This is a genomic window from Neobacillus sp. FW104-15D2 (assembly GCF_058790155.1).
In genome coordinates, this window is the sequence record NZ_JBYTCJ010000009.1 from 35,950 (window position 1) to 62,316 (window position 26,367).

Genomic DNA, 26,367 nt, shown 5'->3' on the forward strand with positions numbered 1-26,367 from the left:
TTAATGATAAAGAAGGTGACTGAAGGAATATGTGATTTAAATCTCTCAAAAAAGCACTGTCGGAAAGATGTCACAAAAAATTTCGGGGCTGCTCAATGCTTGTACCAACAGCCTTGGTTGCGCTTCCTAATAAACTTTGTAAAAACTTTTCTCTTGAATAATTATTTAAATATAATATAATCAAGTTTAATTAATACTTCAGAGTTTTCTCTCAATTAAATTAAAAGTCATTGACGAGAAGAGTAGGATGTTTTCTAAGCCTTCAGAGAGTCGGCGTTTGGTGCAAGCCGATGGCAGAATTCATTTGAAAATCATCTCCGAGACGTGCGGCTGAAGAAGTTTGAAAGCACAGTAAGCCAAACCGGAATTTCCACCGTTAACAGGAACACGTATGTTAGTACGTTGATGGAGTGCCGTAATTTTCTTTATTACGGAACTAGGGTGGTAACGCGAGTCAAACTCGTCCCTATTCAGGGGCGGGTTTTTTGTTTTTTTCTAAAACTATTTTCCTGAGGAGTGTTTCGAATGAAAAAGAAAGATACAGTTTTTATCGGACTTATGCTATTTTCAATGTTTTTTGGTGCAGGAAACTTAATTTTTCCGCCATTTTTAGGACTGCAGGCCGGTACTTCCTTCTGGCCAGCAATTCTGGGCTTTATTATTACAGCTGTGGGGCTTCCTCTACTCGTTCTGGCAGCTATTGCTCTTGTTAAAGACGGAGTACAGACATTAGGCAGCCGGGTGCATCCTCTTTTTGGGTCCATCTTTACCATTGTGGTGTATCTCTCAATCGGACCTTTTTTTGGTATTCCGCGTAATGCCAATGTGGCCTTTGAAATGGGATTAAAACCTTTCCTTGGTTCAGTCTCTTTAAGCAATTCAGTTCTTCTTTTAATGTTTACCGTTGTATTTTTCGCACTCGTATACTTATTAAGCCTTAACCCTTCAAAGGTTGTTGATTATATGGGCCGCTTTATCACACCGGCCTTGCTCATTTCAATTCTTGTTCTTTGTGTTACAGCATTTGTGAAGCTATCTCACCCATTAAAAGCTCCTGTAGAAAAATATCAAACTGCTTCACTTTTTAAAGGATTTATTGATGGCTATTCAACAATGGATGCTCTTGCAGCATTAGCTTTTGGTATCGTTATTTTAACGGCTTTCAAACAAAAAGGAATCAGCTCTAAAAAAGAACTTGCATCTCAAACGATCAAATCAGGACTTGTGGCTGGAGCAGCTTTAGCGGCTGTTTATCTAGCAATTGGGTTAATGGGAGCCAAAATGGCTGGCTACGGAACTTTTGAAAATGGAACACAGGTATTATCTGCAGCGTCGAGCATGCTGCTTGGCAAAGGCGGGACCATCCTGCTTGGAGTAATTTTTACACTTGCTTGTTTTACTACTTGTGTTGGTTTAACGATTGCCTGTGGGCAGTATTTTACAAAAATTGCCCCTAAACTAAGTTATCGTGCATTTGTTACAATCGTAACGGTTGCAAGCTTTTTAATTGCTAACCTTGGTTTAAATCAAATTATCAATGTCTCAGTACCATTCCTTGTAATGGCTTATCCATTAACAATTGTCCTAATTACCCTTTCTTTCTTCCACCGTTATTTCAGGGGATCTCAGAAGGTATATGTAGGCTCCATGCTCTTAACAGGATTAGTGGCTTTATATGATGGATTAAAGATGTTCGGCCTTGATTCTTCTGCTCTTGATCAAGCAGTATCATACCTTCCATTCTCCTCTTTTGGTTTAGGATGGGTGGTACCGGCCTTGGCTGGAGCTGCGGCCGGATTAGTGCTAGACCGCTTAGGCGGAACACAGGGTTCAACAGAAGAAAAGCAGCAGCATGTGGCTTAAAAGGCATATGAGGCTGACTCAAAAGGTCGTGGAATGATGACTTTTTCGAGTCAGCTTTTTCTTTTCCGTACTTTTTAAATTTTTATTGTGGTGCCACTTATAAAAAAGGGGGTTGGTTTCCCTATACATTTCTACCCAACTTTCGAACAACAGTCGGGGTATTCCTACAGCGCATGGCTCATACAGGAAAAGGCGTTCTATCCCTGCGACTTAATCAAAGAAGATTACCTTTGTGGAGGAAAATCAACAAGCAATTCAAAAGCGCGATGCGCCCAGAAAAGGGGTGCCCAACAGTTTAAACTTTTGGGCACCCCCTTCTATTAACGGAATATATGGGCTTGATTCCAGTGTACTCCGCCGTCTGTAGTGGTATACATTACGCTAGGCTTTTCGTTTTCTGTTGTGATCCACCATCCATGGTTTGCGTCTAGAAAGGCAAGGAAGACGTTAGTGTCTCCTGTTATGGTCACTTTGCTGTTTATCCAGGTTACGCCACCATCCTTGGTCCATCCAATTGAATTCTGGTTATTATCGCAAGCCGGACAGGACCCGCCCATGAAGGCGCCCTGTTGATTAATCACGTAAAGAGGCCCCGGTTTGTTTCCTTTATTATGTGGTCCCTTGTTATAATCCAAGTTAAACCCAGGTGCTGGCCCACCTCCTGCAGTTTCATTAGCGAGGACTGTTCTCCATGATTTCCCGCCATCATTTGTATGGAATAAGGAATAAGATGTTTGGTTCATACCAGTACCGCCAATCAGCTCAATCCAGCTGTCATTCGTTCCCGCAGAGCGGATGGCAGCACCGGCAAGGGGTTCGAACACATTTCTGGTCATAACCGCAGCCCAGGACTTGCCTCCGTCAGTTGTTCTTTTTACATACATGGTTTTATTGGTTTGTGTAACCGCCCAACCGTTCTTAGTATCATGGAAATAGGCATCTCCAACGATACCCTCAGGTACATCAAGCGTCCTCCATGTTTTTCCACCGTCAAGAGTAAGGGCGTTTCCGCTAAATCCTGTTGTTTTTGAAACGAAATGAAAAAATCCTTTATTTGGCGTTGTTCCAACTTGTACCCAGTGTTTTCCTCCGTCACTGGAGTGGAGAAGCTTCGGTTGAACGCTTCCCTGGTCGAGGGCAGCCCACACATCCAAAAGGTTAAGTGCTGTTATTTGCTGAACGGTTCCTTTTCCTTGAAAAACAACACTCCAGTTTTTTCCTGCATTCGTTGTTTTCGCAATCCATCCTTTACCTCCTGCCCAGCCAGTCAAAAAATCGGCTGCTCGGACGGCTGTTACCAGGCTAATATTAATGTGATTTGGCTGTGATGTTTGTGGAGGTGCAGGTGCTTTTGAAGATTTGTTGCTGGAATTATTAGAGGTGCTGCTTGCATTATTGGACTCTGTTGAATTTGCTGTTTTGCTGCTGTCGGGCTTGCTTGATTCATCCGTTTGTGTGCTGTCTGAACTATTGGTCTCACTTTTAGCAGGTTTATTGCTTGAACTATTAGTCACGCTGGTGGCAGTTTTACTGTTTGAATCGGTGGATACGCCTTTTTGCATTCCCGTTGAGCTGCACCCAGTGAGTGCAAGTGAAACACCTAAAGCTATAATCATAAATTTATTTGTTAACATATCGATCCTCCTGTATTTTGTTTTGCGTTAATTAGACTGTTTTCGGAGGGAAAGAGTTACGCTTTGGTTCGACGGTTGAAAATTTATTTATAAGATTAATCCACACAAAATTATACAGTTTTTACCTGGAAGGAATTGATACGGTATTTGGTGTGATTTATAACAGGATAAGGGATACGAATGAAACAGAAATTCCTAAACTTAATAGTCTTATTGATTGTTTACATTCTTTATAGAGGATTTCCGGCAGTTTTTTACCAACCCCTTCATCAGTGAATAAGCCAGGCGGGATGCCTGGCTTTTCCTTTTTATTCTTTCTCGGTCCCGAATACAATTCCGTTTTGCCTTCTTGCTTCTTCGGTAATTCTAATTACAATGTTGCTCAGTTTTTTTAGTTCCTCATATGTTTTTGAGTCATTGGTTCCAATAATCTCTGCGAACCTGGTGGCTTCGTATATCATGTCCTGCTCTTCCTGCCAGATTCCCATGTATTCACTTTCCTTCGTATGGCTGTCAATAAATTCAATTTTAGAGATAGGTGCAGCCTCCGGAAGCACAAAGGTTCCTGCTTCGCCATGAATTTCGCATGAAATAACGGAATGAGACGTTTTCGAACACATGATAGTACAAACAAAGTCATCGTATTCCATTATTAAGGTACCGCTGCCGTCTACTCCAGTTCTCAGCTTTACAGGATAGTAAGTCACCTTTTGTGGTTCACCAAATAACCCTACAGCTAAGAATAGCGGGTAAACACCCAGATCGACTAATGCTCCTCCTGAAAAAGCAGCCGAGAAAATATTTGGCTCTTCCCCTTTTAAATATGAATCATAACGGGATGAGTATTGAATATAAGGAAGAAGCGCACTCCTTAACTTACCCGCTTTTGCAATGTTATCCTTTAAAATAGCAAAATTAGGGGTATGTATATTTCGGATTGCCTCAAATAAAAATACTCCATTTTCTTCAGCGGTTTGAAAGGCTTGTTCCAGTTCCTTTTTATTTGAGAAAATAGGCTTTTCACATATTACATGTTTTTTATTTTTTAAAAACAGCAATGCCTGTTCAAAATGAAGTGAGTTCGGTGATGCAATATAAACAGCTTCAATTTCCGTACTTTGTGCCATTTCCTCGATACTTGTATAGAAAGTATCAGCATTATTTGTCTCAGCCATTTTTTTGGCCTTCTCCTCAGTTCGTGAATAAACAGCCTTCAAATGATATTGACCGCTTAACTCTGCTGCCTTTATAAATGATTCAGTTATCCAGCCTGTTCCCACTGTTCCTAATTTAATCATTGAAACCCTCCTTCTTGTACACCTCTATTTTATCCTTTTTAGGTTATTTTTTAAAACCAGGACTCCCCTGCTCAAAAAAATGATATGCTTTTAATTAAATATTACATAGGAGAGTCCCAATGAATTATGCAGAGAATCTAAGAGACTATTTCGGGCAATATGCCAATAGCAGCAATGCTGTGCAAATGAAAAAGTATATGCGGGATCAATATGAGTTTTTTGGAATTAAGACCCCAGAGAGAAGAGCCATTCTAAGTGCGTTTATAAAAGAGAATGGATTTCCAGGAGATCAAACTTTTACAGAGGTTATACTGCAGCTTTGGGAAATGCCTGAGAGAGAGTTGCAAATTGTTGCGATCGGATTAATCGATTTAAAAAAGAAGAAAAAGGAATTAACTGATGAATACCTGCCACTGTTAGAAACCTTGATCACCAGTAAATCATGGTGGGATACGATTGACCATATTGCCACAAATCATATCGGGTATCTTTTCGGCAAATACCCAAATTTAATTATAGAAGTTGGGGATCGATGGAGAAAAAGTGATAATATTTGGCTTCGGCGAACTATGATACTTTTTCAATTGAAGTTTAAGACCAATACTGATACAAGCCTTTTATCACAGATTATTATCGAAAATCTTGGCAGCAAGGAGTTTTTTATTAATAAAGCAATCGGCTGGGCTTTAAGGGAGTATGCAAAAACCGATCCTGATTGGGTAATTAATTTTGTTTCCGAAAATCCCCTTGCAAACCTTAGCAGGCGTGAAGCGCTAAAAAATATCATGAAAAAACAGCCCCTTTAAAAGAGGGTATTTCCCTAGCAGCAATACTGCAAAATATCCAAGGTTCACCAAGACCTTCAGTGTAAGCATCAGGATTATTATTGTACCTCTGTTAAAAGAATGATTTGGCGGGAACAATGGAAAAATATCGTTATTTATGATATATAAGTAATACATATGTAGAAAGAGGTTGAAAAAAGTGGACAATCAATCGTCTAATTTTATACGAGATATAATTATTAAGGACCTTGAGTCTGGCAAGCGTAGTGAAGTTGTTACTCGCTTTCCGCCAGAACCAAACGGTTATTTACATATCGGCCATGCAAAATCCATCTTTCTGAACTTTAGTCTGGCAGATGAATTTAAGGGCAGAACAAACTTAAGATTTGATGACACAAATCCTTTGAAGGAAGACGTGGAGTTTGTAAATTCTATCAAGGAAGATGTTAAATGGCTCGGTTATGAGTGGGACGGATTATTTTTCGCATCGGAATACTTTGAGGAAATGTATAATCGTGCTGTCCTTTTAATCAAAAATGGACTGGCTTATGTGGACGATTTATCCGCAGATGAAATTCGCTCACTTCGCGGTACACTGACAGAACCTGGCCAGGAGAGTCCATACCGAAATCGTTCGGTTGAAGAAAACCTCGACCTATTCGAACGCATGCGTGCTGGAGAATTTGGCAATGGGGAAAAAGTTCTTCGCGCAAAAATTGATATGAAGTCACCGAATATCAATTTACGCGACCCTGTTATTTACCGTATTTCCCACACTTCCCATCATAATACGGGAGATAAATGGTGTATCTATCCAATGTATGCCTTTGCCCATCCTATTGAGGATGCAATCGAAGGAGTGACACACTCCATCTGTACAATAGAATTTGAGGATCAACGCCCATTATATAATTGGGTGGTTGAGAAGTGTGAAATGGAAAGCCAGCCTCAGCAAATTGAATTTGGCCGCCTTAATATTACCAATACTGTAATGAGCAAGCGAAAACTGAAACAGCTGGTGGAAGAAGGATATGTCGATGGCTGGGATGACCCACGGATGCCTACTATTTCGGGCTTGCGCCGCAAGGGATTTACACCGGAAGCAATCCGTAATTTCATTGGAGAAACAGGGGTATCCAAAGGATCAGGTGCAGTGGACGAGCAAATGCTTGAGCACTTCGTTCGCGAAGATTTGAAGCTAAAAGCTCCAAGGACGATGGGTGTATTGAAGCCACTTAAAGTTGTAATTACTAACTATCCGGAAGGACAGGTTGAATGGCTTGATGCTGAAATCAATCCAGAGAACCCTGAAATGGGCATTCGCCAAATCCCATTCTCCCGTGAAATTTATATCGAACAGGACGACTTTATGGAGAATCCTCCAAGCAAGTACTTCCGCCTGTTCCCTGGAAATGAAGTTCGCCTGAAGCATGCTTACTTTATTAAGTGTGAAGATGTTATTAAGGATGAGGAAGGCAATGTTGTAGAGCTGCATTGTACTTACGATCCTGAAACTAAGAGCGGCAGCGGTTTTACTGGCCGTAAAGTCAAAGGAACCATCCACTGGGTTGAAGCTGCTAATGCGGTTCCAACAGAATTCCGTTTATATGAACCACTTATCCTGGATGAAAAACCCGAGGATGGGGACGAAGAGGGAAAAACCTTCCTGGATCATGTAAATCCTAACTCTCTTGAAGTTCAGCATGGTTTTATTGAGCCGAATATGAAGGATGTAAAGGGACAGGATAAATTCCAATTTTTCCGCCACGGCTACTTCAATGTAGATCCGAAGAATACTTCTGCTGGTCAGATTATTTTTAATCGGATTGTATCATTAAAAAGCTCGTTTAAATTATAGGCTGCCCTTAAAATTAGCCGTATCAATCAACATTAGGCTCTTACGCACAGCCAAATTATAAAAATATGAACCGGCCTTCTTCGGGCTGGTTCTTTCTTTTCTTATTCTATGTCTCTTTAGCTATTATGAAAATCTATTTGGGCCTTTTATGTCATCTAATCGGCAGTTAACATCCAATCACAAATAGCCAAAAAGCATCCCCCTCTAGGAATGCTTTAGTTTGGTACTTCAAATATAATCCTCGTTCCCTTGCCTGGTGTTGAATAGATAGATAGCTCGCCGCCTGCAGATCTGGCTCGTTCTTCCATGCTGAACAAACCTACACCCCTGTGTTCCTGCTTCGGATCAAATCCAGCTCCCTTATCTTCAATCATCACCCGTACTGACTCTTCGGTTTCTCTTATAGTTACTGTTGCCTCAAATACTTCAGCATACTTCCTGATGTTTGTCAGTGCCTCCTGAATAATCCGATAAATAGTGGTTTCAATATTGACGTAAAGCCTTCGGTTTAATACACACTCAAATATCACATCAATTTTGTAATGCTCCGAGTACCTGGTCAGGAGAGAACGAATGGCAGGAACAAGACCTAAATCATCCAAAACAGATGGCCGGAGCTCCCAGGAAATATCACGAATCTCTTCAATAAGCTCTGTTGCTTCATCTTGCATTTGCTGAAGCAGCGGATGGTCCATTTCAGCCAATAGACGATTGATGGTGATTAAATGGCTGTAAAGATTCTGGCCAATTCCGTCATGAAGATTTCGTGAAAATCTTTTCCGTTCCTCCTCCTGAACGTCGATTATTTTTACCATCATTTTTTGCAGTTCTTCCTCAACCCGTTTTCGCTCGGTAATTTCATAGCGGATGGCGAGATATTGATAGGGCTTATTTTTTTCATTCAAAAACGGGACAATGGTTGTATCAACCCAGTAATACGTACCATCCTTGGCCCGGTTACGGATTTCTCCCTTCCATACTTCCCCTGCCCCGATTGTTCTCCACATTTTGTGGAAAAATTCTTTTGAGTGAAGACCCGAGTTTACAATGCGATGGTCCTGCCCAATTAATTCTTCTTTCGTGTATTTTGAGATTTCACAAAACTGTTCATTAATATATGTAATTTTCCCATGGGAATCAGTAATAGCCACAATGGAGGATTCATCGAGGGCAAATTTCAAATCAATTAATTCCTGCATTGATTTCTTTAATTCTTTTGTTACCTGCTGATATTGCTTGTTTTCATCCGTTTTTTCGGATGGCTGCCTTTCCTCTTCAGGCTGCTGGTGCTCCGGGACCACCCGGTCATTTCCTTCCGGTTCTAATGGGTTGTGCGGTCTCTGCTCCATAATAAGCCTCCTGATACTAAAATACGGTGTGGTCTGATAATATTTTCTCCAAATGACCAGCAGATTCTTTTACGCTACTTTGAAAATCCTCTGTATAGGAGTGTTTTTCCCGATTTCCGACAAGCAGAACGCCTTTAGGTCCGCCTTTAAAAAATAAAGGTACCGCATAGGAGGATACCAGATTTTCCGCCAGCATAATAGGCTGTTCAATTGGCTTGCCTAATACATTATTAGGGAAATCCTCAATCATCAATGGGCTGCCGCTTGAAATGACTTTTCCGGCAATCCCCTTCCCAAACCGAACAGTTATTAACTTGTACTTTTCATTTAAATTTCCAATAGCGTAGTGCCACTTGATATTAAGACCGTTTTTATCCTGCAATGCCAAGCCAATAAAGTCGCACGAAATTTTTTCCATCAGGCTTTTGCAAACACCATCAATAGCTAGAAAATCGTTTATTTGGTCCATAGAATCCCTTTTTCCTTATAAGCCATATCCTAACAGCCCCTTTTTCACAGCATAAGCCACCAGTTCAGGACGGGTTTTCATTTGAAGCTTTTCCATCAAGTTTCCCTTATGTGTCTCAACTGTTTTCACACTGATCACAAGCTGCTCGGCAATATCTTTATTGGAAAATCCTTTGGCAACTAAGGTCAGGACTTCTTTTTCCCGGTCTGATAAAAGGTTAAACGTATCTGACTGTCCCTGTTTAAGTGAACCCAGGTATTCCTCCATCAATCTTTTCGTTGCAGATGGATGCAGATAGGCATCACCGGACGAAACTGTTTGAATCGCGGACAGCAATTCATCGTGTGGAGCACTTTTCAAAATACATCCGGCAGCTCCTGCCTGTATGGCACGGAATAAATACTCTTCATCATCGTGCATCGTTAAAATCAGTATATTTACTTCAGGCATCAGCTTTTTTAATTCAGAAGTGGCAGACAGCCCATCTTTACCATGAGGCATACTCAAATCCATGACAACAACATCAGGTTTTAAATCAAGAGCTTTCTTAATACCTTCATTTCCTTCGGAGGCTTCCCCAACAACATGCATATCCGGATGTGTACTTAAGAGCATGGAAAGTCCCATGCGGACCACAGCATGATCATCAACCAGCAGGATTTTTATCAAATCTAAACTCTCCTTTTGTTGTCTAATCTTTAGAAAAAGGATGTGAAATTTCTACAGTTGTTCCTTCCCCTATTTTAGAGGAAATGGTACACTCCCCGCCAGCCTGATGCATTCTTTCTTTTATTGCCGCAAGACCTGATGCATTTCCGTGACATGTATCAGAGCAGTTAAAGCCTTTTCCAAAGTCCCGGATTTTTATAGTTATAGAAGCTTCATTCCACAAAAAGGAGATTTTTACTTTTGTTGCATCCGCATGTTTTGCCGCATTAACTAAGACTTCCTGGCAAACCCTGAACATCGCTATACTGCCCTGCTCAGGAAGCGACTTTTCCACCCCCTTGTTTTCAAGCTCTACAATAATTCCAAAAGTAGAAGTATAGAGCTTTGCATAGCTTTTTACAGCAGGAAATAAACCCAGTGACAAAGCGGGAGGATGCAATTCAACTGTCAGGAGTCTGATTTCCTGTAAAGTCCGTTCCATCAGACGCTCCATTTCCTGGATATAGCTTTTCATTTGTGGATTATCCGTGCCTGTTTCAATAAACTGCAGCCCAGTATAAAGACTGTACAGGTTCTGGCCAACACCTTCATGAAGTTCAAGGGCGATTCGTTTAATTTCTTCTTCCTGTGACTGGATAATATATGAGCTTATATGCTGATTTTCTTTTAAAAGCCCCATTTCGCTCCTCCTCTACCTTCAAAAGATGCTCCATTTTTTAAAAATTGGCACTGTTAATCTTGACTATTTATTTTCTCTCAATGCGCTCGCCTTCCGCCAAATCAACATGACAGAAATCAACAAAAGGCTTTAACACATCCTAGAAATCAAATTGCAATTTTATAAATCAAACCGCTTTCCCGATCAGATGCTGTCCACTCTTTTTCTGAAAGAATAGCTTCAGCAGCCAGGGGTACAGCTAAAAAGTAGAAATCATCAAAGTAAAACCTGACATGTGTCCCATCAGGACATAATTGAATCCTTTTGATGAACTTTTGGACTGAAGGCGCCTGGTCGCTTCCCTGCTCATCCTGTATAATAAGTTCTGCATTTCGTCCCGCAAAGGTTTGAACAAGAGCATCAATATTAATGGGTTCCACAACTATTACATCCTCTCGAGTTGGGATAAATAAACATCTTGTATCCCTGCAGGTAATTCCAGAATGCCTCTCCTGCATGATCTTCAATATACATAATCGCTTCTTCTACTGTATTCCAGTTGCTCATTCCTTTAATTTCGGCCATTACTACCTTGGCGCCGTCTGCAGACTTTTCTTCAAGGTACCAGTTTAAGCGTCTACCCTTAAACAGTGCTTTTAGTATATCGTCAATCTCCCCGGTAAAATTACCTTCCAGCTGCGTAATAAAACAAAAATCAATATAGGTTTCGCTATTCATGGGATTTCATTCCTTTTTGCACTTTTTGATCCCTTTTGTAAACGAAAATGGCAGCCGGGAACAGCAATATATTCACTACACCTGAAATAATGGTATTGGTATAATGCTCGTAAAAATACTGATGCACCATGTATTGGGTGAAAATAATATTGAGCATCAATATGGCACTAAGAATGGCTACACTAATATAATCACGCTTCATAACGCTTCACCCTGACCGCATAAACGGCTCCTTTGTCTACTTTAATCTGGATTTCAGGCAGCGGGCGGCGTGGAGGGCCAGCTATTGGAGATCCTGTTTGCACATCAAACTTTCCGTGATGACAGGGGCAGATCATTTCCTCTTCTTTTTTATCCCAAAATACTGGACAGCGAAGATGCGTGCAGGCGTTCTGGTAGGCAACAAACTTTGCCTCTGAAAGTCTTATTAAAATGGCACTATCGTGTTCACCTGGGAAAGCAAAGTCAACAGCATCTCCAACCCCAATGGACTTTAAATCAGTAATTTTTTTATGAGGATATTCTTTATCTCCAAGGCCCATCAGCTCCTTGGCTGCAGTTGCTCCCCATGGCAGGGAGGATATAGCAAATACCCCTGCAGCTCCTACGAGCGTCTTCATAAATCCCCGGCGGTCGAGCCTTCTCTCATTATTTCGGTTAATATTATGAGTATAATTATCTTCATTAACTGGGATCTTATTATCTTTTTCCGTCATGACAGTCCCTCCTTAAAACAGTTTAGAAACACCCTGCAGAATACCTGGAAGATTCACTCTTACATTTGTTTCGCCTTCCAAATAAGGCATGCTTGTTACCCATTTTCCATTATCGAGATTGAACTGTTTTTGCTTAGCTTCAATCTCTTCATCTGTCAGCCACTGAAGCGTGTTGGACGGGCATACACTTGCACACATTGGAGGAATCCCATCTTTAGAGCGATCAATACAAAGATCGCATTTATACATCAAATTCTGTTCAGTATCAAATTTTGGTATGCCATATGGGCAAGCAATTGTGCAGTTCTGACAGCCAATGCACTTTTCCACGAGGGCCGAAAGAACAGCACCCGTTTCATGGATTTGAATGGCCTGGGCCGGACAGCTTCTTGCGCACGCTGGATTGACACAGTGAAGGCACATAAGAGGCATTGTCTGCCTGTTAACAAGTGGGTTAACGTCATAGACATAGTTCCTGTTCCGTTCTTCATGTCCGCCGCACTGTGTACAAGCAGCAAGACAGGAACGGCAGCCGATGCAGTTTTCTAATTCTAAATAAAGCCTCTTTTTCATTTATTGCACCTTCTTTAATTCTAGTTTTTCAATCTGCGCAGCACACGCTTTGAATTCCGGCATGCGGGATATTGGGTCCAGGGCCGCAATGGTTAATAGATTAATAGATTGATCGTGGCCAAAATGATAAGGAACAAATACGGTGTCCTTCCTAATGGCTTCTGTAATTTTCACTTTATAAAAGGCCTCACCGCGGCGGGTAAAAAGGCGGACGCTTTCTTCATGTTCGATATTGTATTTTGCAGCTGTTTCAGGATGGACCTCAACATAAGGCTCTGGGCACATATCATGGAGGAATTGAATCCTTCTGGTCTGATTTCCTGATAGATAATGGAACACTACTCGCCCGGTTGTGAGGCGCAATGGATACTTATCATTTGGTTCCTCCGCAGGCGGGCGATAAGGAAGTGCACAAATTTTGGCCTTTCCATCCGGATGGTAAAATTTCTTATCCAAAAACATATGCGGTGTACCAGGATCGTTTTCGTCTTTACAAGGCCAGAAAACTCCGTCCTGCTTTTCGATTTTATCCCATGTCGCACCATAGTAATCTGCGTATCCGCCTTTAGAGGCGAGACGAAATTCGTCCGCAACGTCCCTCGCTGTCTTTAAATGAGAGAAGTATTTCCCTCTTCCAAGTCTTTCAGCAAGTTCAGCCTGAATCTGCCAGTCTGGTTTGGATTCACCAAGCGGTTCCTGTGCTTTGTTAATTTTTATAATACGTCCTTCAATATTTGTAACGGTCCCTTCATCCTCAGACCATGTAACCGTTGGAAGGATAACATCCGCAAACTCCGCTGACTCAGAAAGGTAGAAGTCTGAACACACCATGAAATCAAGGTCCTTCAGAGCTTTTCTAACAAAGTTCAAGTTTGGCGCAGACACAGCAGGATTTGAGCAAAGCAGATACAATCCGCGAATTGTCTTCTGATCCATTAATTCAAACATTTCATACGCAGATACACCCGGCTGAGGCATTTCTTCAGGAGTGATCCCCCACACCTGGCATACTTCTTCCACATGTTTTGGATTGGTCAGTTTACGATATCCAGGAAGTAAATCAGATTTCTGTCCATGTTCCCGACCGCCCTGGCCATTTCCCTGTCCTGTGAAAGTGGCAACACCCGCTTTAGGACGGCCAATCTTTCCTGTTACTAACGCCATATTTGTATAAGCTGAAACATTATCTACACCTTTATGCTGTTGTTCAACTCCACGAGCAAACATGACAACTGCGTTTGGTGCTTTACCATAAATCTCTGCTGCACGGATGATCTTTTCCGGTGCAACACCAGTAATTTGGCTGGTATATTCAGGAGTGAATTCTTTGACTAATTCTTTTGTTTCTTCAAAGCCGTTAGTATGTTTATTGACAAATTCCTCATCGGCATAGCCATTTTGAATCAATAGATTTACAATGCCGTTGGCTAGTGCTAAGTCTGTTCCAGGTCTAAGATCAAGGTGAAGGTCTGCTCTTCTGGCAATTGGCGTTTCGCGTGGGTCAACGACAATAATGTAGCCCCCTCTTTCCTGTACATTCCAGACACGGAACATGGAAGTTGGGTGGCATTCAGCTGTATTGCTTCCAGCAATAAACAGACAGTCTGTTTCATGAATATCCGTCCATGGCAGTGTGGAGCCGCGGTCAACTCCGAAAGAACGAAGGAAGCCTCCGGCAGCACTGGACATACAGAACCGGCCATTATAGTCAATGTAACGGGTTTGCATAGCTACACGGGCAAACTTTCCTGTCAGATAACATTTCTCATTTGTCATAGAAACTCCGCTGAATACAGAAAGGCTATCTTTTCCATACTCTCCTTGAAGCTCAGCAAACCTCTTTGCGATTAAATCGTATGCTTCTTCCCAGCTTGCTTCACGAAAGCCTTCTTTTGTTCCTTTTAATGAGGCATCGTCTCGAATAAGCGGCTTAAGAAGACGGTCCTTATGGTTGGTCTGCTGATAGGCTGTTACACCTTTAGGGCACATTTTACCAACCGTCACTGGCCAGTCATAACGTGGCTCAACTCCGATTATCTTATTTGTTTTTGTATTAACACGGAGATTCATTCCACATTGCATACCGCAATAGCTGCAGTGTGTTTTTACAAGCGTTTCATTTGGATGCTGCAGATTCTCTATTTCTTTAAAAAACTTATCTCTTTCATTCCGATACTCAGCCTTTTGCATTCTGGTTGGCCTCCTTGACCTTAATTTCATGCGTTGCTATTCCTGAAAATTGTGCGATCCGGTATTTTCTGCGGCATGGCAAGCATAATTCTGCCAGGTGGAAGCCTTCCTTCTTGAAGAACTCCATATTATTCATACCAAGTACATCAATAACATCCTGTGATTGTTCAACTGATACGAAGTGTGATCCGCAAACCTTACATTCTTTTTCTGCCTGTTCGCTGTAATGCTCTCTATAGTTCCGGGCGAATACGCTCATCGGACGGAACGGAATATGTGCGAGCTTCCCAAATGGAAGATAAATTAACGTTACGATAACTGAAAACTGGTGGACCAGAGACATTACCGGCTGCCCCCAGCCATGCAAAACGAAGTTCATAAAAGTCAGTATTAATCCTGTAACTGATATAAAAAGAAGCATGTAAAGCGGAAGGAAGTCGTACATAAATTTTTGTTCTGCACGTGCCTGCATATTTTTCAGGCGGCGATACAGCGCCATGCAAACCCCTGTAATAACCATAACGGCTGTAATATTTAAAGCATTGTAGAAAAAGAAAGCGATAATTCCGTCTGCACTTACCTTCATTAAGTTCATTCCTAAACCAACAACTGTATAGTAGCCATTGTCATCCATCGTAAAGTACATCAATCCAAATACGAGAGGGAAAGTAACAAAGCAGGAAAGAATGCATCCGCCGCCAATTAAGAAGTGCTGGAGCCAGCGGTAGATCCCGCGGTGCCAAATAAATTTATATGTTACTAAATGCTCTGCAGCCGTTTTAGGAGTTGATTTTCTAAACAATAGCTTTAAGCCCTTTTTAATAATAATCTTGGTTGGCGGCCTTTCTCCCCAGGCGATAAAACGGTAGAAGAATCCCCCAATGAAAACGATGGTTCCAACCATATATCCGTACAAATTCAAGTCAATGTGTGTAAACATTCTTGTTCCGATAAAAGTCAGAATCCCAAGTGCTAAAATTGAAAGAAACATTGATTTGGCAAAATGGGAAGCAAAAGCGTCATTGACGGAACGTCCCTGTCTTGGATTTGTCGAAAGATTTGTCTGCATCTTATTTCCTCCTTATTAGAAAAGCGCAAGCGCCCGCTGAAGCTGGACAGTTATCCAGTTTACAAAGAGCTAAACTTTTTATAGTAAAAAAAAACACGGTTGATTTCTTAATCTCATTTTAAGAAATCGACCGTATTTTCTTTATCAGGGAACTCCCCCATCATGGGGGGGAAATTCCCCTATATATATGTTTTTCAGACAAAAGTTAGACAAAAGTTGTTTTATGACATAATTGGCCCTGCTGAGTGATGGGAAGCAATACATCAAACTGAGAGCCCTTTCCGAGCGTACTGTTAATATTTAACTTTCCCCCATGCTCTTTGATAATAAGATTTGTTACCAAAAGCCCAAGACCAGTACCAAATTGTTTGGTTGTAAAGAACGGCTCCCCCATTCTATCCAGATTTTCCTTAGGAATACCGCATCCATTGTCAATTACACTAATAACAATTTCTGTATCAAGATGTTTTAATTCCACTTTTATCAATCCGCCCATAGGCATTGACTCTATTGCGTTTTTTAATAGATTGATACATATCTGTTTGATTTGATTGACATTACACTCCGGCATAGGAAGTTCTGGTTCATATTTACTTTGAATCTCGATATTATTATCCTCTGCTAAATTACGAACAAGAGACAATGTATAATCCAGTACATCTTCCAGCCTTTCTAGTTGATATTCCTTGTTCTTTGGCTTTCCGATAATCATCAAATCATCCACAATATCATTAATCCGGGTAATCTCCTGCATCATGATGGTATAATACTTTTTATCTTCCGGGTGTTTTTCTCCTTGCAGCTGCGTGAACCCCTTTAAAGAGGATAATGGGTTACGGATTTCGTGCCCGATTGCGGTTGCCATCTGCCCAATAACCGCAAGTTTTTCATTTTGCCTGAGATCTTCGTGAACAGACGTAATAGCTCTAAGATAAGAGAAAAACCGATTTAAAATGATAAAGGAAATGGCGGCAAATATTATAAATAGCAGGACAGGCAAGAGTACATGACCATCCTTTAAAATAATACCAAGAAAAATATATTTTCCAATCAGGCCAGCAATCGCTGACCAAAAAAACTTTCGATTAATAAAAATTGGTGAAAAAAGAAGGAACAGTATCTCGGCAACGTTTCCCGATTGGAATGGTTTATCATTCCCCAGATAGATTAAAAGATTGTCACAAAGGTCTATGCCTATGTATGAAAACAAATAGATATATTTAACAATAAATGGGTTGCCCTTTTTACAAAAATAAATCGCTGCAGGTATTAGTAAAAGAAGAGATATATATAACCAAATACCTAAACCATCCTTAGGAATGCCCTGCTTTATTTGATTAGAATAGTGAGGATAAACAAAATTGTAGAATAGATCAAAAGAAAATAAAAATATATAAAATAAAATAAGAAATAATTTAATGGCTTTTTCTTCTTCCAAAACAAGGTTATTTCTTTGAAAATCTTCCTTCATCATCAATCCCCTTTTAATCGCTGTCTATTTTTTCTTCTGTTGGAATGCGCCTCCTATTCTATCATAACCTTAACAAAATATGACAAAAAAACATAAAAACCATCCTATTTCGACAAAACCACCTATATAAATTAATTGGACCATTAAATTCCAAAACAAATACAACCTTTTACCTTGAATGTAATTTGTTTGAAAACTGGTGACTTCCTGGCTGAATCTGGCTTATTACGCTAAAAAAAGCCCTCTTTAGAAGAGGGCTTTTTAATGGTTAACCAATTTTTCTTAATTTGTTTCCAGATGTATTTAAAGTTGAATGCTTTCTGCCGTATCCGAAATAAACAAATAAACCGATAACCAGCCATATTCCAAAACTGATCCATGTCATAGCTGGAAGCTGGAGTGCTAAATACCCGCAGAATATGAATGCCAAAATCGGGATAACCGGCACAAAAGGAACTTTAAATCCTGATTTAATTGGTGTTTTGGATTTACGAAGATATAGGATTCCAATTGATACAGCCATAAAAGCGAACAATGTTCCAATATTCGTAAGTTCAGCAAGTTTGCTTAGCGGAATGATCCCTGCAAAAACAGAAACAACCAAGCATGTAATCCAAGTATTTACAATTGGCGTCTGACGTTTTTTGTCTACCTTGGACAAGGCTTTCGGGAGCAATCCATCACGGCTGATTGCATAGAATAGTCGAGTTTGTCCATACATCATAACCAGCAATACAGTGGTAATTCCAATAATAGCTCCTATAGAGATAAAGCCTGCAACCCAATCCTGATGGATGTAATTCAGGGCAAACGCAACAGGGTTCTTAACGTTTAGTTCAGTGTAAGGTACGATACCTGTTAGAATAGCAGAAACAACGATATAAAGGATTGTACAAACTACCAGGGAAGAAATAATACCAATCGGCATATTACGCTGTGGGTTCTTTACTTCTTCAGCTGCAGTGGATACTGCGTCAAATCCAATATAGGCAAAGAATACAGTTGCTGCCCCGGCTGTTACTCCGGAAAATCCGAATGGCATAAACGGTGTCCAGTTTCCTGGCTTCACATACCATACTCCAACACCAATAAATAATAAGACAACTGCGAGTTTAATGATTACCATGATTGAATTGAAACGAGCTGATTTTTTTACGCCCTGGGTCAATAAGAATGTGATAACCAAAATAATAATAATCGCCGGGATATCAATATAAGTTCCTTTAGCCGGATCATAGGCACTAGAAATTGCTGTTGGTATGTGGATTCCAAATCCCGCAATCAAACCTTGGAAATACCCAGACCACCCGCTGGCAACCGCAGAAGAGGCAAGACCGTATTCCAAAATCAGGTCCCATCCAAGAATCCAGGCAATCAACTCTCCAAAGGTAGCATAGCTATAGGTGTATGCACTTCCGGAAACCGGAACAGCGGAAGCAAATTCCGCATAACACAATGCAGCAAACACACAGGCAAGTCCAGATAAGACAAAGGATAAAATTAGTGCTGGTCCCGCATGCTCTGCAGCTGCTACCCCAGTTAAAACAAATATCCCAGTGCCAATGATTGCCCCAATACCTAGCATGGATAAGTCAAAGGCACCAAGATCTTTCTTTAAAGCGGTATTTTTCTGCTCATTTTCCCCTAAAAGAGCTTGTATACTTTTCTTTCTGAATAAACTCATAAAATCCTCCTGTAACCATTGTCAAAATGTTTAGATAATTTTAACGCGATTTATTTTTATCAGAATAATATAATCATTTTTAAAATAAATCAACATGTTTTTCTGAATATCTAAAAATTTAATTTTTTCCAAGGAAATATCAGGATAAATACTGGAAATTATTATAGACCCATATTAATATTGTTATCGTTTACACACCTGATTATTGCAAGTAATTACAGGAAACGGTATTTGGAAATAGTCAAATTAAAAGGGTGCTTTTCCTTTTAAAAGCACCACTTCCATTTACTATCTATTTGTGATGATTCATTTCAGCTATAACCGTAACCAACTTTTTAAAATCCTGTTCGTTTGGAATATGAGCTGAATTTTCCAGGGTAATAAATTTTTTTCCTTCCGGGGCATTCAGTTCATTAAAAAACTTTTGAGCAAGACTATAGTTGGCCGTTAAATCATGCCTTCCCTGTATAATGTATACAGGAACCTTCAATTCTTTTATATAGTTTAAATCTGTTTCCATAATTTCTTTTTGCATTTCTTCACATTCAAAAATATTGAATTTCACCCCGGAGATTAAGCTTTTATAAGTGTCTTTAAGGGTATAATCTGGGGATATAAAAGCTCCTTTAATTAAAGCCATGATACTTGGGGCTTTAGTTTTTTCATCTTTATAAATATATCCCTTGCCGGCATGTATTAAATCGCTGTAGGACTTTTCCCTCTCATTAAAATAAGGCGGACCTCCAAGCTTGTGAAGCTTATGCAGTGTCCTCTTATCGTCTTTATCTCCAGCCTTGGAAACCAGCCATTCATACGCAAGCTTTTGCCCTTCTGTAATACTCGTAATTTGATCAAAACCAATATATGCATGAAGTTTTGCAGGAAACTTCTGGGCAAGTTTTATTCCGATAATGGATCCCCAAGACATTCCTGCCAGATATATCTTCTCCTTTTTAAACCTCTTTTGAAGATATGAAATCAATTCATCTACATCCGACATGAACTGTTTAGCATTCATTGTTTTTTTATCAATGCCCTTATAATAGCTTTTACCGGCGCCACGCTGATCATAATAAACCGTTATAAAATGGCTTGTCAGTTCAGGGAACAGAGTCCTTGCACTCACTCCAAAGGGAAAGGGCTGACCGGGGCCTCCATGCAGCAACAAGAGAATCGGTTTTGTAAGATCCTTTCCTTCTATTAAAATGTGCTGTACCATTCCTCCAATATCCAAAGCAGCAGTTTCGCTTATCCCGCCGTTTTTCACAAGGACTTTTGCCTTCGCAAGAATTCTGTTTTGAACTGTAATTCGGTATGTTATTAAAGCAAATAAAATGACTGCAAAAATAATAGCAATAATCATGCAAATAACCATTTACAATCCCTTCTTTCATGGATGGACTACTGAAATCGATAACACTCCCTTAAGCATGTTGTGTTTTTTCCCTAACAGGAAGGGTATAGATTCTTATACGCAGCTTGCGTTTACAACTTTAGAATTAGGGTGAGAAAGAATGCGCAAAAGAAAATTTATCCACATATTAAATATTTTATATGGACTCTTTATCGTTCCGTTTTCTGGCTATCAATTATACCATTTAGGGACTCACAGCACCGGCAGCCCCGCTTTTTGGATCCCTGTAGTCTCCATATTACTTTGGCTTGGTTTCTATATACTTCAAACAAGGTATATGACCGGAGTAATGATTGCTTTTGCTATTTTCATTCAGGTTTTCTACCACTATTATGTTCAATACTTTAATTGGTAGTAAGAAAAGCCCAAGTGCCCGTTCAGCGAAGCAACTACCTGAGTAAACTTCCTGTAACGGCTTCTCTGAAAAGGCGACATGCAGCTTTGCGAGCTGAACATAAGCTTCTTTGAAAAAGCTGTGGCTCAGAGCACTTGAGTTCGATGTTGACTTATCGTAGGGAGAAGCGGAATGGACACTAGCTGCACCAAGTATCACCTAAAGGTCATACTTGATGCAAGATACTCAAGGAAGTTTTACAAAGATGAAAACTCGCTGGACGATGGAGTTAGACAATTAAAGGGTAGACAAAAGGACTTGCAGAAGTTGTGCAAGTCCTTTTCTCAGATAATCAGAATTAAACTAGGTCATTCACTAAAACAACTAGTTTACTGATTTGTTGGATGATAAGAAACGGCTAATAGCTGAGAAGTCCTGATCAGACAATCCGCTTTGTTTAGCCTGAGCGTATATTTCTTTCGTAATATTAGCGATTGGCATCGGTACTCCATTTTCAAATCCCGCTTTTGTCGCCAGATACAAATCCTTTTGCAGATGAACTAGAGGAAATTCAGGTGAAAATTCATCCTGCAAAATCTTTTCTTTTTTACCCTTTAAAGCTGGAGCTGCTGTTGGTCCCGCCAAAAGTGTATTAATTACCTTTTCTCTGTCGAGGCCCATACCTTCCCCTAATGCAACGGCTTCAGAGAAAACTGCCATAGCTTGGCCGAGCATCAAATTAATGACCAGCTTCATCGATGCCCCCATCCCATTCTTTCCCTGGAAGGAAATATCTTTACCCATGGCATTCATCATGTCCCTAACTTCATTCAGATCTTCTTCTTTTCCCCCAACCAAAAAGACCAGCTCAGCCTTTTCAGCCGGAATCTTGGAGCCAGTTACCGGGGCATCAAGAAAACGAATACCCCTGCTATTTGCTTCCTGGGCCATTTTTCTCGAGAACGCAGGGTCAACTGTGCTGCTGTCGACCCAAAGCTTACCTTCCGAAAGTCCATTAAAAAGCCCATCTTGATCGTAAACAATCTTTTCTACAATTGACGGATTGGCAAGCATGGTAAAGACAACGTCTGCCTTTCGGGCCACTTCAGCCGGACTATCAGCCCATTGAGCCCCTTTATCCAGTAAACTTTGAGCTTTTTCTTTTGTTCTGTTATGTACCACTAAATCATAGCCTTTATTTAGAAGGTTTTCCGCCATTCTGCTTCCCATTATACCTAAGCCAATAAATCCAATCATGAAGACATCTCCTTTATTTACAGTCAGTATTATTATTTATACTTTTGAACAGCCAATCAAACATTACGACTTGGTTTTACCTGTATATGGTACCCAATTTAGAAAAAAAGAAAAACAACCAGGTCAGGTTGTTTTAACTCCTTTATTTAAATCATAATAAAAGCCCTTATTTTTAATAAGTGTTTCATGCGTGCCTTTTTCGATGACCATTCCGCTATGAAGAACTAGGATCTGGTCTGCATGCCTAATGGTATTCAGGCGGTGGGCAATAATAAAACTTGTTCTGCCCATCATAAGCCGTTTTAAAGCCTCCTGAATCTTTAATTCTGTAACAGTATCAATACTGCTTGTTGCTTCATCCAATACGAGCAGCGCAGGATCTGCGAGAAGAGCTCTAGCAATGGACAGTAATTGCTTCTGCCCTTGACTGACCCCGCTCCCATCCTGTTTCAATAAAGTTTGATATCCATCCGAAAGCTTTTGGATAAAAGAATCGGCGTTTGCCTGCTTAGCTGCTTCCACCACTTCCTCATCCGTTGCATCCAATCTCCCGTAACGGATATTTTCCATAATCGAGCCTTCAAACAGAAAAGAGTCCTGTAAAACAAAACCCATTTGACCGCGGAGATTTGTCCGTTTGATGCTTCGGGATTCTACACCATCAAAATAAATAGCGCCATTGTCCGGGTCATAAAACCTGGAAAGGAGATTAATCAAAGTTGTTTTTCCTGCTCCGGTTGGTCCCACTAATGCAACTGTTTGTCCGGGTTCTGCTTTGAAGCTAATACCAGACACAGTATCTCCGCCTTTTTCATAAGAAAACGATACGTTCCGGAATTCCACTTCGCCTTTGATCTCTATTCCTTCAATAGCATGACTTTCATCCTTTGCTTCTGGTTTTTCATCGAGTATTTCAAAAACCCGTTCTGCTCCTGCTACTGCAGAAAGCAATGTATTAAATTGGTTCGCCAGGTCGTTTAAAGGTCTTGTAAATTGTCGGGAATACTCGGTAAAAACGATAATGGTTCCAATTGTAATCATACCCTTTAAGGCAAAAATCCCACCAACTGCAGCAATAATGGTAAAGCTTAAATTATTTAAAACATTCATTAATTTTGGAATAAATCCCGAAAAGGTCTGCGCCCAAAAGCCCGATTCACGCAGGCGTTTGTTTTTCATCATAAAATCTTTTATTACTTTTTGTTCCTGAGAGAATGTCTTAACAATCCTCTGGCCTGAAATGGTTTCTTCTATATATCCATTCAGTTCACCGATATTCGACTGCTGCTCTTTGAACAAAACACCCGTCCGATTGGTAATCCACTTGAGTCCAACAAACATTAGGGGAACGATGGATAAGGTAATAAGTGTTAAAAGCGGACTCATCCAGAGCATAACTGACACAGTACCAATTAAAGTAAGTAAACTAGAAAATATCTGAATGACCGAGCTGTTCAAGGTTGAACTGACGTTTTCCATATCATTTGTAACCCTGCTCATAAGCTCCCCATGCTGGCGGCGGTCAAAAAAAGAAATAGGAAGGCTGTGCAAATGCCGGAACATTTGATTCCTCATTTTCTGAACTGTATCCTGTGCGATCCCAATCATCCAAAAGCTTTGCAAAAAGGACGATAGCGAATAAAGAAAGTAGGTACCCGCAAGGCCGGCCAGCAAAAGGAAAAGACCTTGTGTATGCTTTGTGACAATATAGTGGTCAATCGCCCTGCCGATAAGGACAGGGCCAAGGAGTCCCAGGCCGGAGCTTGCCACAACCATTAAAACAACCAGAAATAACATCCCTTTTTTCTCGGAAAGGTACATCCACAGTCTTTTCAACGTACTCTGCATATTTTTTGCTTTTGCTATCTTTTTCCCTCCAGCCACTCGGCCTTTGGCTTTAAAGTCGGGGCGGCTGTACTGAAATGGTTTTCTTAGTTCTTTATACATACATCCGTTTCTCCTCTTCAAATTGTGTCTCGAAGATTTTTCTATAAAGCTGGGATTGCTTTAAAAGTTCTTCATGTGTTCCCTGTTCTTTAATTTCTCCGTCTTCTAAAAGAAGAATATTATCCGCTGCCATAGCTGTACTGATTTTTTGCGTTATTAAAAGAGTTGTACATGAATATCCTTTTAGTGCATGAAGAAGCTGACCTTCCGTCTTTAAGTCGAGAGCACTTGTACTATCATCTAGCATCAGGACCTTTGGTTTTCTGATTAATGCACGCGCAATAGAAATTCTTTGTTTTTGACCCCCTGAAAGATTAACTCCTTTTTGGCCAATTCGCGATTGATATCCTTGAGGAAATGACTTAATGGTTTCGTGAATCTGTGCATTTTTTGCAGCCTCAATAATTTCTTCTACTGAGGCACCTTCTTTTCCCCATGAAATATTTTCAGCAATAGTTCCGGTGAAAAGTAGCGCCTCCTGTGGTACATAGCCGATTGCTCCACGTAGTGTATCAAGCTTAATTGAACGTATATCTTTATCATCAATAAAGACTGCTCCGCTATTTACATCATATAAACGGGGCACTAGCTGAAATAATGAAGATTTTCCTGATCCAGTTGCCCCAAGGATAGCAATTGTTGCTCCCCCTTTTGCAGAAAAAGAAACTTTATTCAGAACAGGATAAGGGGATTCAGGATAATGAAAGGATACCTCCTTAAACTCGACCTTTCCATTTTTAATCTGAAAGGATGCATCCACATCTTCATGGTCCAACAAATCAATCTCGGTTTCCAATACATCGGCAATCCTTTGACCTGAAGCTCTAAAGCGGGCAAAAACCATAAGAATCATCGAAACCACAGAAAGCGCCCCAGTGATTCTTGTGCCATAATTAACAATGGCAACAACCTCTCCTACTTTAGCACCGCGAGAACTGACTTCAAATCCACCAAACCAGAGAACCAGCAAAATGGCCAAATTCATAACGAACATTAGTACTGGAGTGGTAAATTCAATTAATCGAAGCGCAGAGGCTGTTTTATCTCTTAGCTCTTTGTTGGATTTTTGAAATCTTTTTACTTCATGGTTTCCCCTAATATAGGCTTTTATGAGCCTCATCCCAGTGAGGTTTTCCCTAATAACATTATTGACGTTATCAAGCTTTTGCTGGGTGGATTGAAAGTAATTCCTTGCTCTGGTTCTAGCCCAAACTAGGAACACGACAAGGAATGGAACCCCACCTGCCAAAACCAATCCAAGCTTAACATCAACTGAAATCGCCATTATGAGTCCGCCTATAATGAGGAGAGGAGCTCGCAGCATAATTCTCAAACTCATAAAAACAGTATTTTGTACCTGGGTAACATCATTTGTCATCCTGGTTACAAGTGAGGAAGTCGAAAACCTGCTGAAATTTGAAAAAGAAAAGGATTGAATTTTCTCGAACAATGCCTTTCTCAAATCAAATCCAAAGCTTTGACTTGCATGAGACGCATAGAAAGAATTAATAAGACCAGATAGAAATGAAAATAAAGATATGGCAAGCATGATTCCTCCGAGTAACGCCACTTCATGCAAATCCTTTTTCATAACACCTTCGTCAATAATTTTTGCCATTAAATATGGCTGCCAAAGCTCAACTACCAATTCCACCAGCATTAAGCAAAGGGCAATAACCATTGGAATACGGTACGGCTTTAAAAATGAAAATACTTTTTGCACTGAATTCACCCGCCTGGTTTTTCTGAGATTGTTTCGGAAATCTAAATATATTATATTTTAAATGATATCGTTTTTCTCTTTTTTTACAAATCTTGTTGCATTATTTTCCGAAAATAAAACCCTTGATATTACCTGATATACATGTTATGATTAATACTTACTGTAACTTTCAACTATGCATATTAATTATTGGCATTCTGCTTTTTGTTTTTCTAGCAAGACTTATTCACACTGGATCGGCTTCGGAGCCGTAAGGATGTAAGAGAGGTAGGGCTTACGTCGTTTAGGTTAAAAACGGTCAGGTGGAATTATTACCGCGGCATACATCTATGATGACATATATATATATTACACTTGTTAAGTTGCAAGTTACTAAAGAAAAGCGTAAGCACCCGTTCAGCGACGAATGGACTGGGGCCCACTTCGACTGAGATAAAGGAAACACGAAGAGCTTAGCGATTCGTTGTTGACTTATCGTAGGGAGAAGCGGGATGGACACAAGTCGCTGGGTGCTGGAGCTGGACAAAAGAAAAGCGTAAGCACCCGTTCAGCGGGTGCCAGAGCTGGACAAAAAGGCGTATCACCTATTGGTGACTAACGTGATAGATGAATATTCATTAAATAAGCGGGCTATGCTGGCCCGCTTTTTCCATAGAAATGTGAAAAAA

Annotated in this window: 24 protein-coding genes and 1 other annotated feature; of the genes, 5 read left to right on the top strand and 19 right to left on the bottom strand. The window is 40.4% G+C overall.

What is annotated here, in order from left to right; all coding sequences use genetic code 11:
- Window positions 1-221: 221 nt before the first annotated feature.
- Window positions 222-471, top strand: a binding site (T-box leader).
- 54 nt (window positions 472-525) lie between these two features.
- The gene (gene brnQ / locus AC3WR0_RS09150) at window positions 526-1,863 is read left to right on the top strand and encodes a branched-chain amino acid transport system II carrier protein (RefSeq protein WP_492552021.1); all 1,338 of its coding nucleotides are present in this window, start codon (window positions 526-528) and stop codon (window positions 1,861-1,863) included.
- 320 nt (window positions 1,864-2,183) lie between these two features.
- Here the strand turns inward: brnQ and AC3WR0_RS09155 are convergent, their stop codons facing one another.
- Together AC3WR0_RS09155 and AC3WR0_RS09160 are read right to left on the bottom strand one after the other, a co-directional pair.
- Window positions 2,184-3,497, bottom strand: a complete 1,314-nt coding sequence (locus AC3WR0_RS09155; protein ID WP_492552022.1) for a hypothetical protein — start codon at window positions 3,495-3,497, stop codon at window positions 2,184-2,186.
- Window positions 3,498-3,805: 308 nt separating this feature from the next.
- Window positions 3,806-4,792, bottom strand: a complete 987-nt coding sequence (locus tag AC3WR0_RS09160) for a Gfo/Idh/MocA family protein (protein WP_492552127.1) — start codon at window positions 4,790-4,792, stop codon at window positions 3,806-3,808.
- 122 nt (window positions 4,793-4,914) lie between these two features.
- On the opposite strand from AC3WR0_RS09160, the gene AC3WR0_RS09165 reads away from it, so the two are divergent.
- Complete coding sequence (locus tag AC3WR0_RS09165) at window positions 4,915-5,601, top strand: DNA alkylation repair protein (protein WP_492552023.1); 687 nt, start codon at window positions 4,915-4,917, stop codon at window positions 5,599-5,601.
- 178 nt (window positions 5,602-5,779) lie between these two features.
- A complete protein-coding gene (locus AC3WR0_RS09170; RefSeq protein WP_492552024.1) occupies window positions 5,780-7,438 on the top strand; it encodes a glutamine--tRNA ligase/YqeY domain fusion protein in 1,659 nt (552 codons plus the stop codon).
- 215 nt (window positions 7,439-7,653) lie between these two features.
- On the opposite strand, the gene AC3WR0_RS09175 is transcribed toward AC3WR0_RS09170, so the two are convergent.
- From AC3WR0_RS09175 to AC3WR0_RS09240, 14 genes are all read right to left on the bottom strand, one after another.
- Window positions 7,654-8,787: a PAS domain-containing sensor histidine kinase gene (locus tag AC3WR0_RS09175; protein WP_492552025.1), complete on the bottom strand. Its 1,134-nt coding sequence runs from the start codon at window positions 8,785-8,787 to the stop codon at window positions 7,654-7,656.
- Between the two features lie 16 nt (window positions 8,788-8,803).
- The gene (locus AC3WR0_RS09180) at window positions 8,804-9,256 is read right to left on the bottom strand and encodes a GAF domain-containing protein (RefSeq protein WP_492552026.1); all 453 of its coding nucleotides are present in this window, start codon (window positions 9,254-9,256) and stop codon (window positions 8,804-8,806) included.
- A 15-nt stretch (window positions 9,257-9,271) separates the two neighbouring features.
- The gene (locus AC3WR0_RS09185) at window positions 9,272-9,925 is read right to left on the bottom strand and encodes a response regulator (protein WP_492552027.1); all 654 of its coding nucleotides are present in this window, start codon (window positions 9,923-9,925) and stop codon (window positions 9,272-9,274) included.
- Between the two features lie 22 nt (window positions 9,926-9,947).
- Window positions 9,948-10,604, bottom strand: a complete 657-nt coding sequence (locus AC3WR0_RS09190) for a sensor histidine kinase (RefSeq protein WP_492552028.1) — start codon at window positions 10,602-10,604, stop codon at window positions 9,948-9,950.
- Window positions 10,605-10,750: 146 nt separating this feature from the next.
- Window positions 10,751-11,023, bottom strand: coding sequence for a hypothetical protein (locus AC3WR0_RS09195; protein ID WP_492552029.1), 273 nt, complete (start codon window positions 11,021-11,023; stop codon window positions 10,751-10,753).
- Window positions 11,010-11,321 (bottom strand): hypothetical protein, encoded by a 312-nt coding sequence (locus AC3WR0_RS09200; protein WP_492552030.1) that lies wholly within the window; start codon window positions 11,319-11,321, stop codon window positions 11,010-11,012. Before AC3WR0_RS09200 ends, AC3WR0_RS09195 begins: the two co-directional genes overlap by 14 nt.
- A complete protein-coding gene (locus AC3WR0_RS09205; protein ID WP_492552031.1) occupies window positions 11,314-11,523 on the bottom strand; it encodes a hypothetical protein in 210 nt (69 codons plus the stop codon). The genes AC3WR0_RS09200 and AC3WR0_RS09205 overlap by 8 nt, the downstream gene beginning before the upstream one ends.
- Complete coding sequence (locus AC3WR0_RS09210; protein WP_492552032.1) at window positions 11,513-12,037, bottom strand: Rieske (2Fe-2S) protein; 525 nt, start codon at window positions 12,035-12,037, stop codon at window positions 11,513-11,515. Before AC3WR0_RS09210 ends, AC3WR0_RS09205 begins: the two co-directional genes overlap by 11 nt.
- A 12-nt stretch (window positions 12,038-12,049) precedes the next feature.
- On the bottom strand, window positions 12,050-12,610 hold the full coding sequence (locus AC3WR0_RS09215; protein ID WP_492552033.1) for a 4Fe-4S dicluster domain-containing protein: 561 nt from the start codon (window positions 12,608-12,610) through the stop codon (window positions 12,050-12,052).
- Window positions 12,611-14,800: a molybdopterin oxidoreductase family protein gene (locus tag AC3WR0_RS09220; protein WP_492552034.1), complete on the bottom strand. Its 2,190-nt coding sequence runs from the start codon at window positions 14,798-14,800 to the stop codon at window positions 12,611-12,613.
- Entirely contained in the window at window positions 14,787-15,869 is a 1,083-nt protein-coding gene (locus AC3WR0_RS09225; RefSeq protein ID WP_492552035.1) for a hypothetical protein, read from the bottom strand. The genes AC3WR0_RS09220 and AC3WR0_RS09225 overlap by 14 nt, the downstream gene beginning before the upstream one ends.
- Window positions 15,870-16,074: 205 nt before the next feature.
- Window positions 16,075-17,343 carry an ATP-binding protein gene (locus AC3WR0_RS09230; protein WP_492552036.1) on the bottom strand — a complete coding sequence of 423 codons (1,269 nt, stop codon included), beginning with the start codon at window positions 17,341-17,343 and terminating at the stop codon, window positions 16,075-16,077.
- A 265-nt stretch (window positions 17,344-17,608) separates the two neighbouring features.
- Window positions 17,609-19,024, bottom strand: coding sequence for a branched-chain amino acid transporter BcaP (gene bcaP, locus AC3WR0_RS09235; protein ID WP_492552037.1), 1,416 nt, complete (start codon window positions 19,022-19,024; stop codon window positions 17,609-17,611).
- Window positions 19,025-19,316: 292 nt separating this feature from the next.
- The gene (locus tag AC3WR0_RS09240) at window positions 19,317-20,399 is read right to left on the bottom strand and encodes an alpha/beta hydrolase (RefSeq protein WP_492552038.1); all 1,083 of its coding nucleotides are present in this window, start codon (window positions 20,397-20,399) and stop codon (window positions 19,317-19,319) included.
- 139 nt (window positions 20,400-20,538) lie between these two features.
- Here AC3WR0_RS09240 and AC3WR0_RS09245 point away from each other — a divergent pair, with 139 nt between their 5' ends.
- A complete protein-coding gene (locus AC3WR0_RS09245; RefSeq protein ID WP_492552039.1) occupies window positions 20,539-20,793 on the top strand; it encodes a hypothetical protein in 255 nt (84 codons plus the stop codon).
- A gap of 363 nt (window positions 20,794-21,156) precedes the next feature.
- Here AC3WR0_RS09245 and AC3WR0_RS09250 read toward each other — a convergent pair whose 3' ends face one another.
- From AC3WR0_RS09250 to AC3WR0_RS09260, 3 genes are all read right to left on the bottom strand, one after another.
- Window positions 21,157-22,029 carry an NAD(P)-dependent oxidoreductase gene (locus AC3WR0_RS09250; protein WP_492552040.1) on the bottom strand — a complete coding sequence of 291 codons (873 nt, stop codon included), beginning with the start codon at window positions 22,027-22,029 and terminating at the stop codon, window positions 21,157-21,159.
- Window positions 22,030-22,152: 123 nt separating this feature from the next.
- Window positions 22,153-23,976, bottom strand: coding sequence for an ABC transporter ATP-binding protein (locus AC3WR0_RS09255; protein WP_492552041.1), 1,824 nt, complete (start codon window positions 23,974-23,976; stop codon window positions 22,153-22,155).
- Window positions 23,969-25,699: an ABC transporter ATP-binding protein gene (locus AC3WR0_RS09260; RefSeq protein ID WP_492552042.1), complete on the bottom strand. Its 1,731-nt coding sequence runs from the start codon at window positions 25,697-25,699 to the stop codon at window positions 23,969-23,971. Before AC3WR0_RS09260 ends, AC3WR0_RS09255 begins: the two co-directional genes overlap by 8 nt.
- Before the next feature lie 463 nt (window positions 25,700-26,162).
- Between AC3WR0_RS09260 and AC3WR0_RS09265 the strand changes: the two genes are divergently transcribed.
- Entirely contained in the window at window positions 26,163-26,297 is a 135-nt protein-coding gene (locus AC3WR0_RS09265; protein WP_492552043.1) for a hypothetical protein, read from the top strand.
- Window positions 26,298-26,367 lie beyond the last annotated feature (70 nt).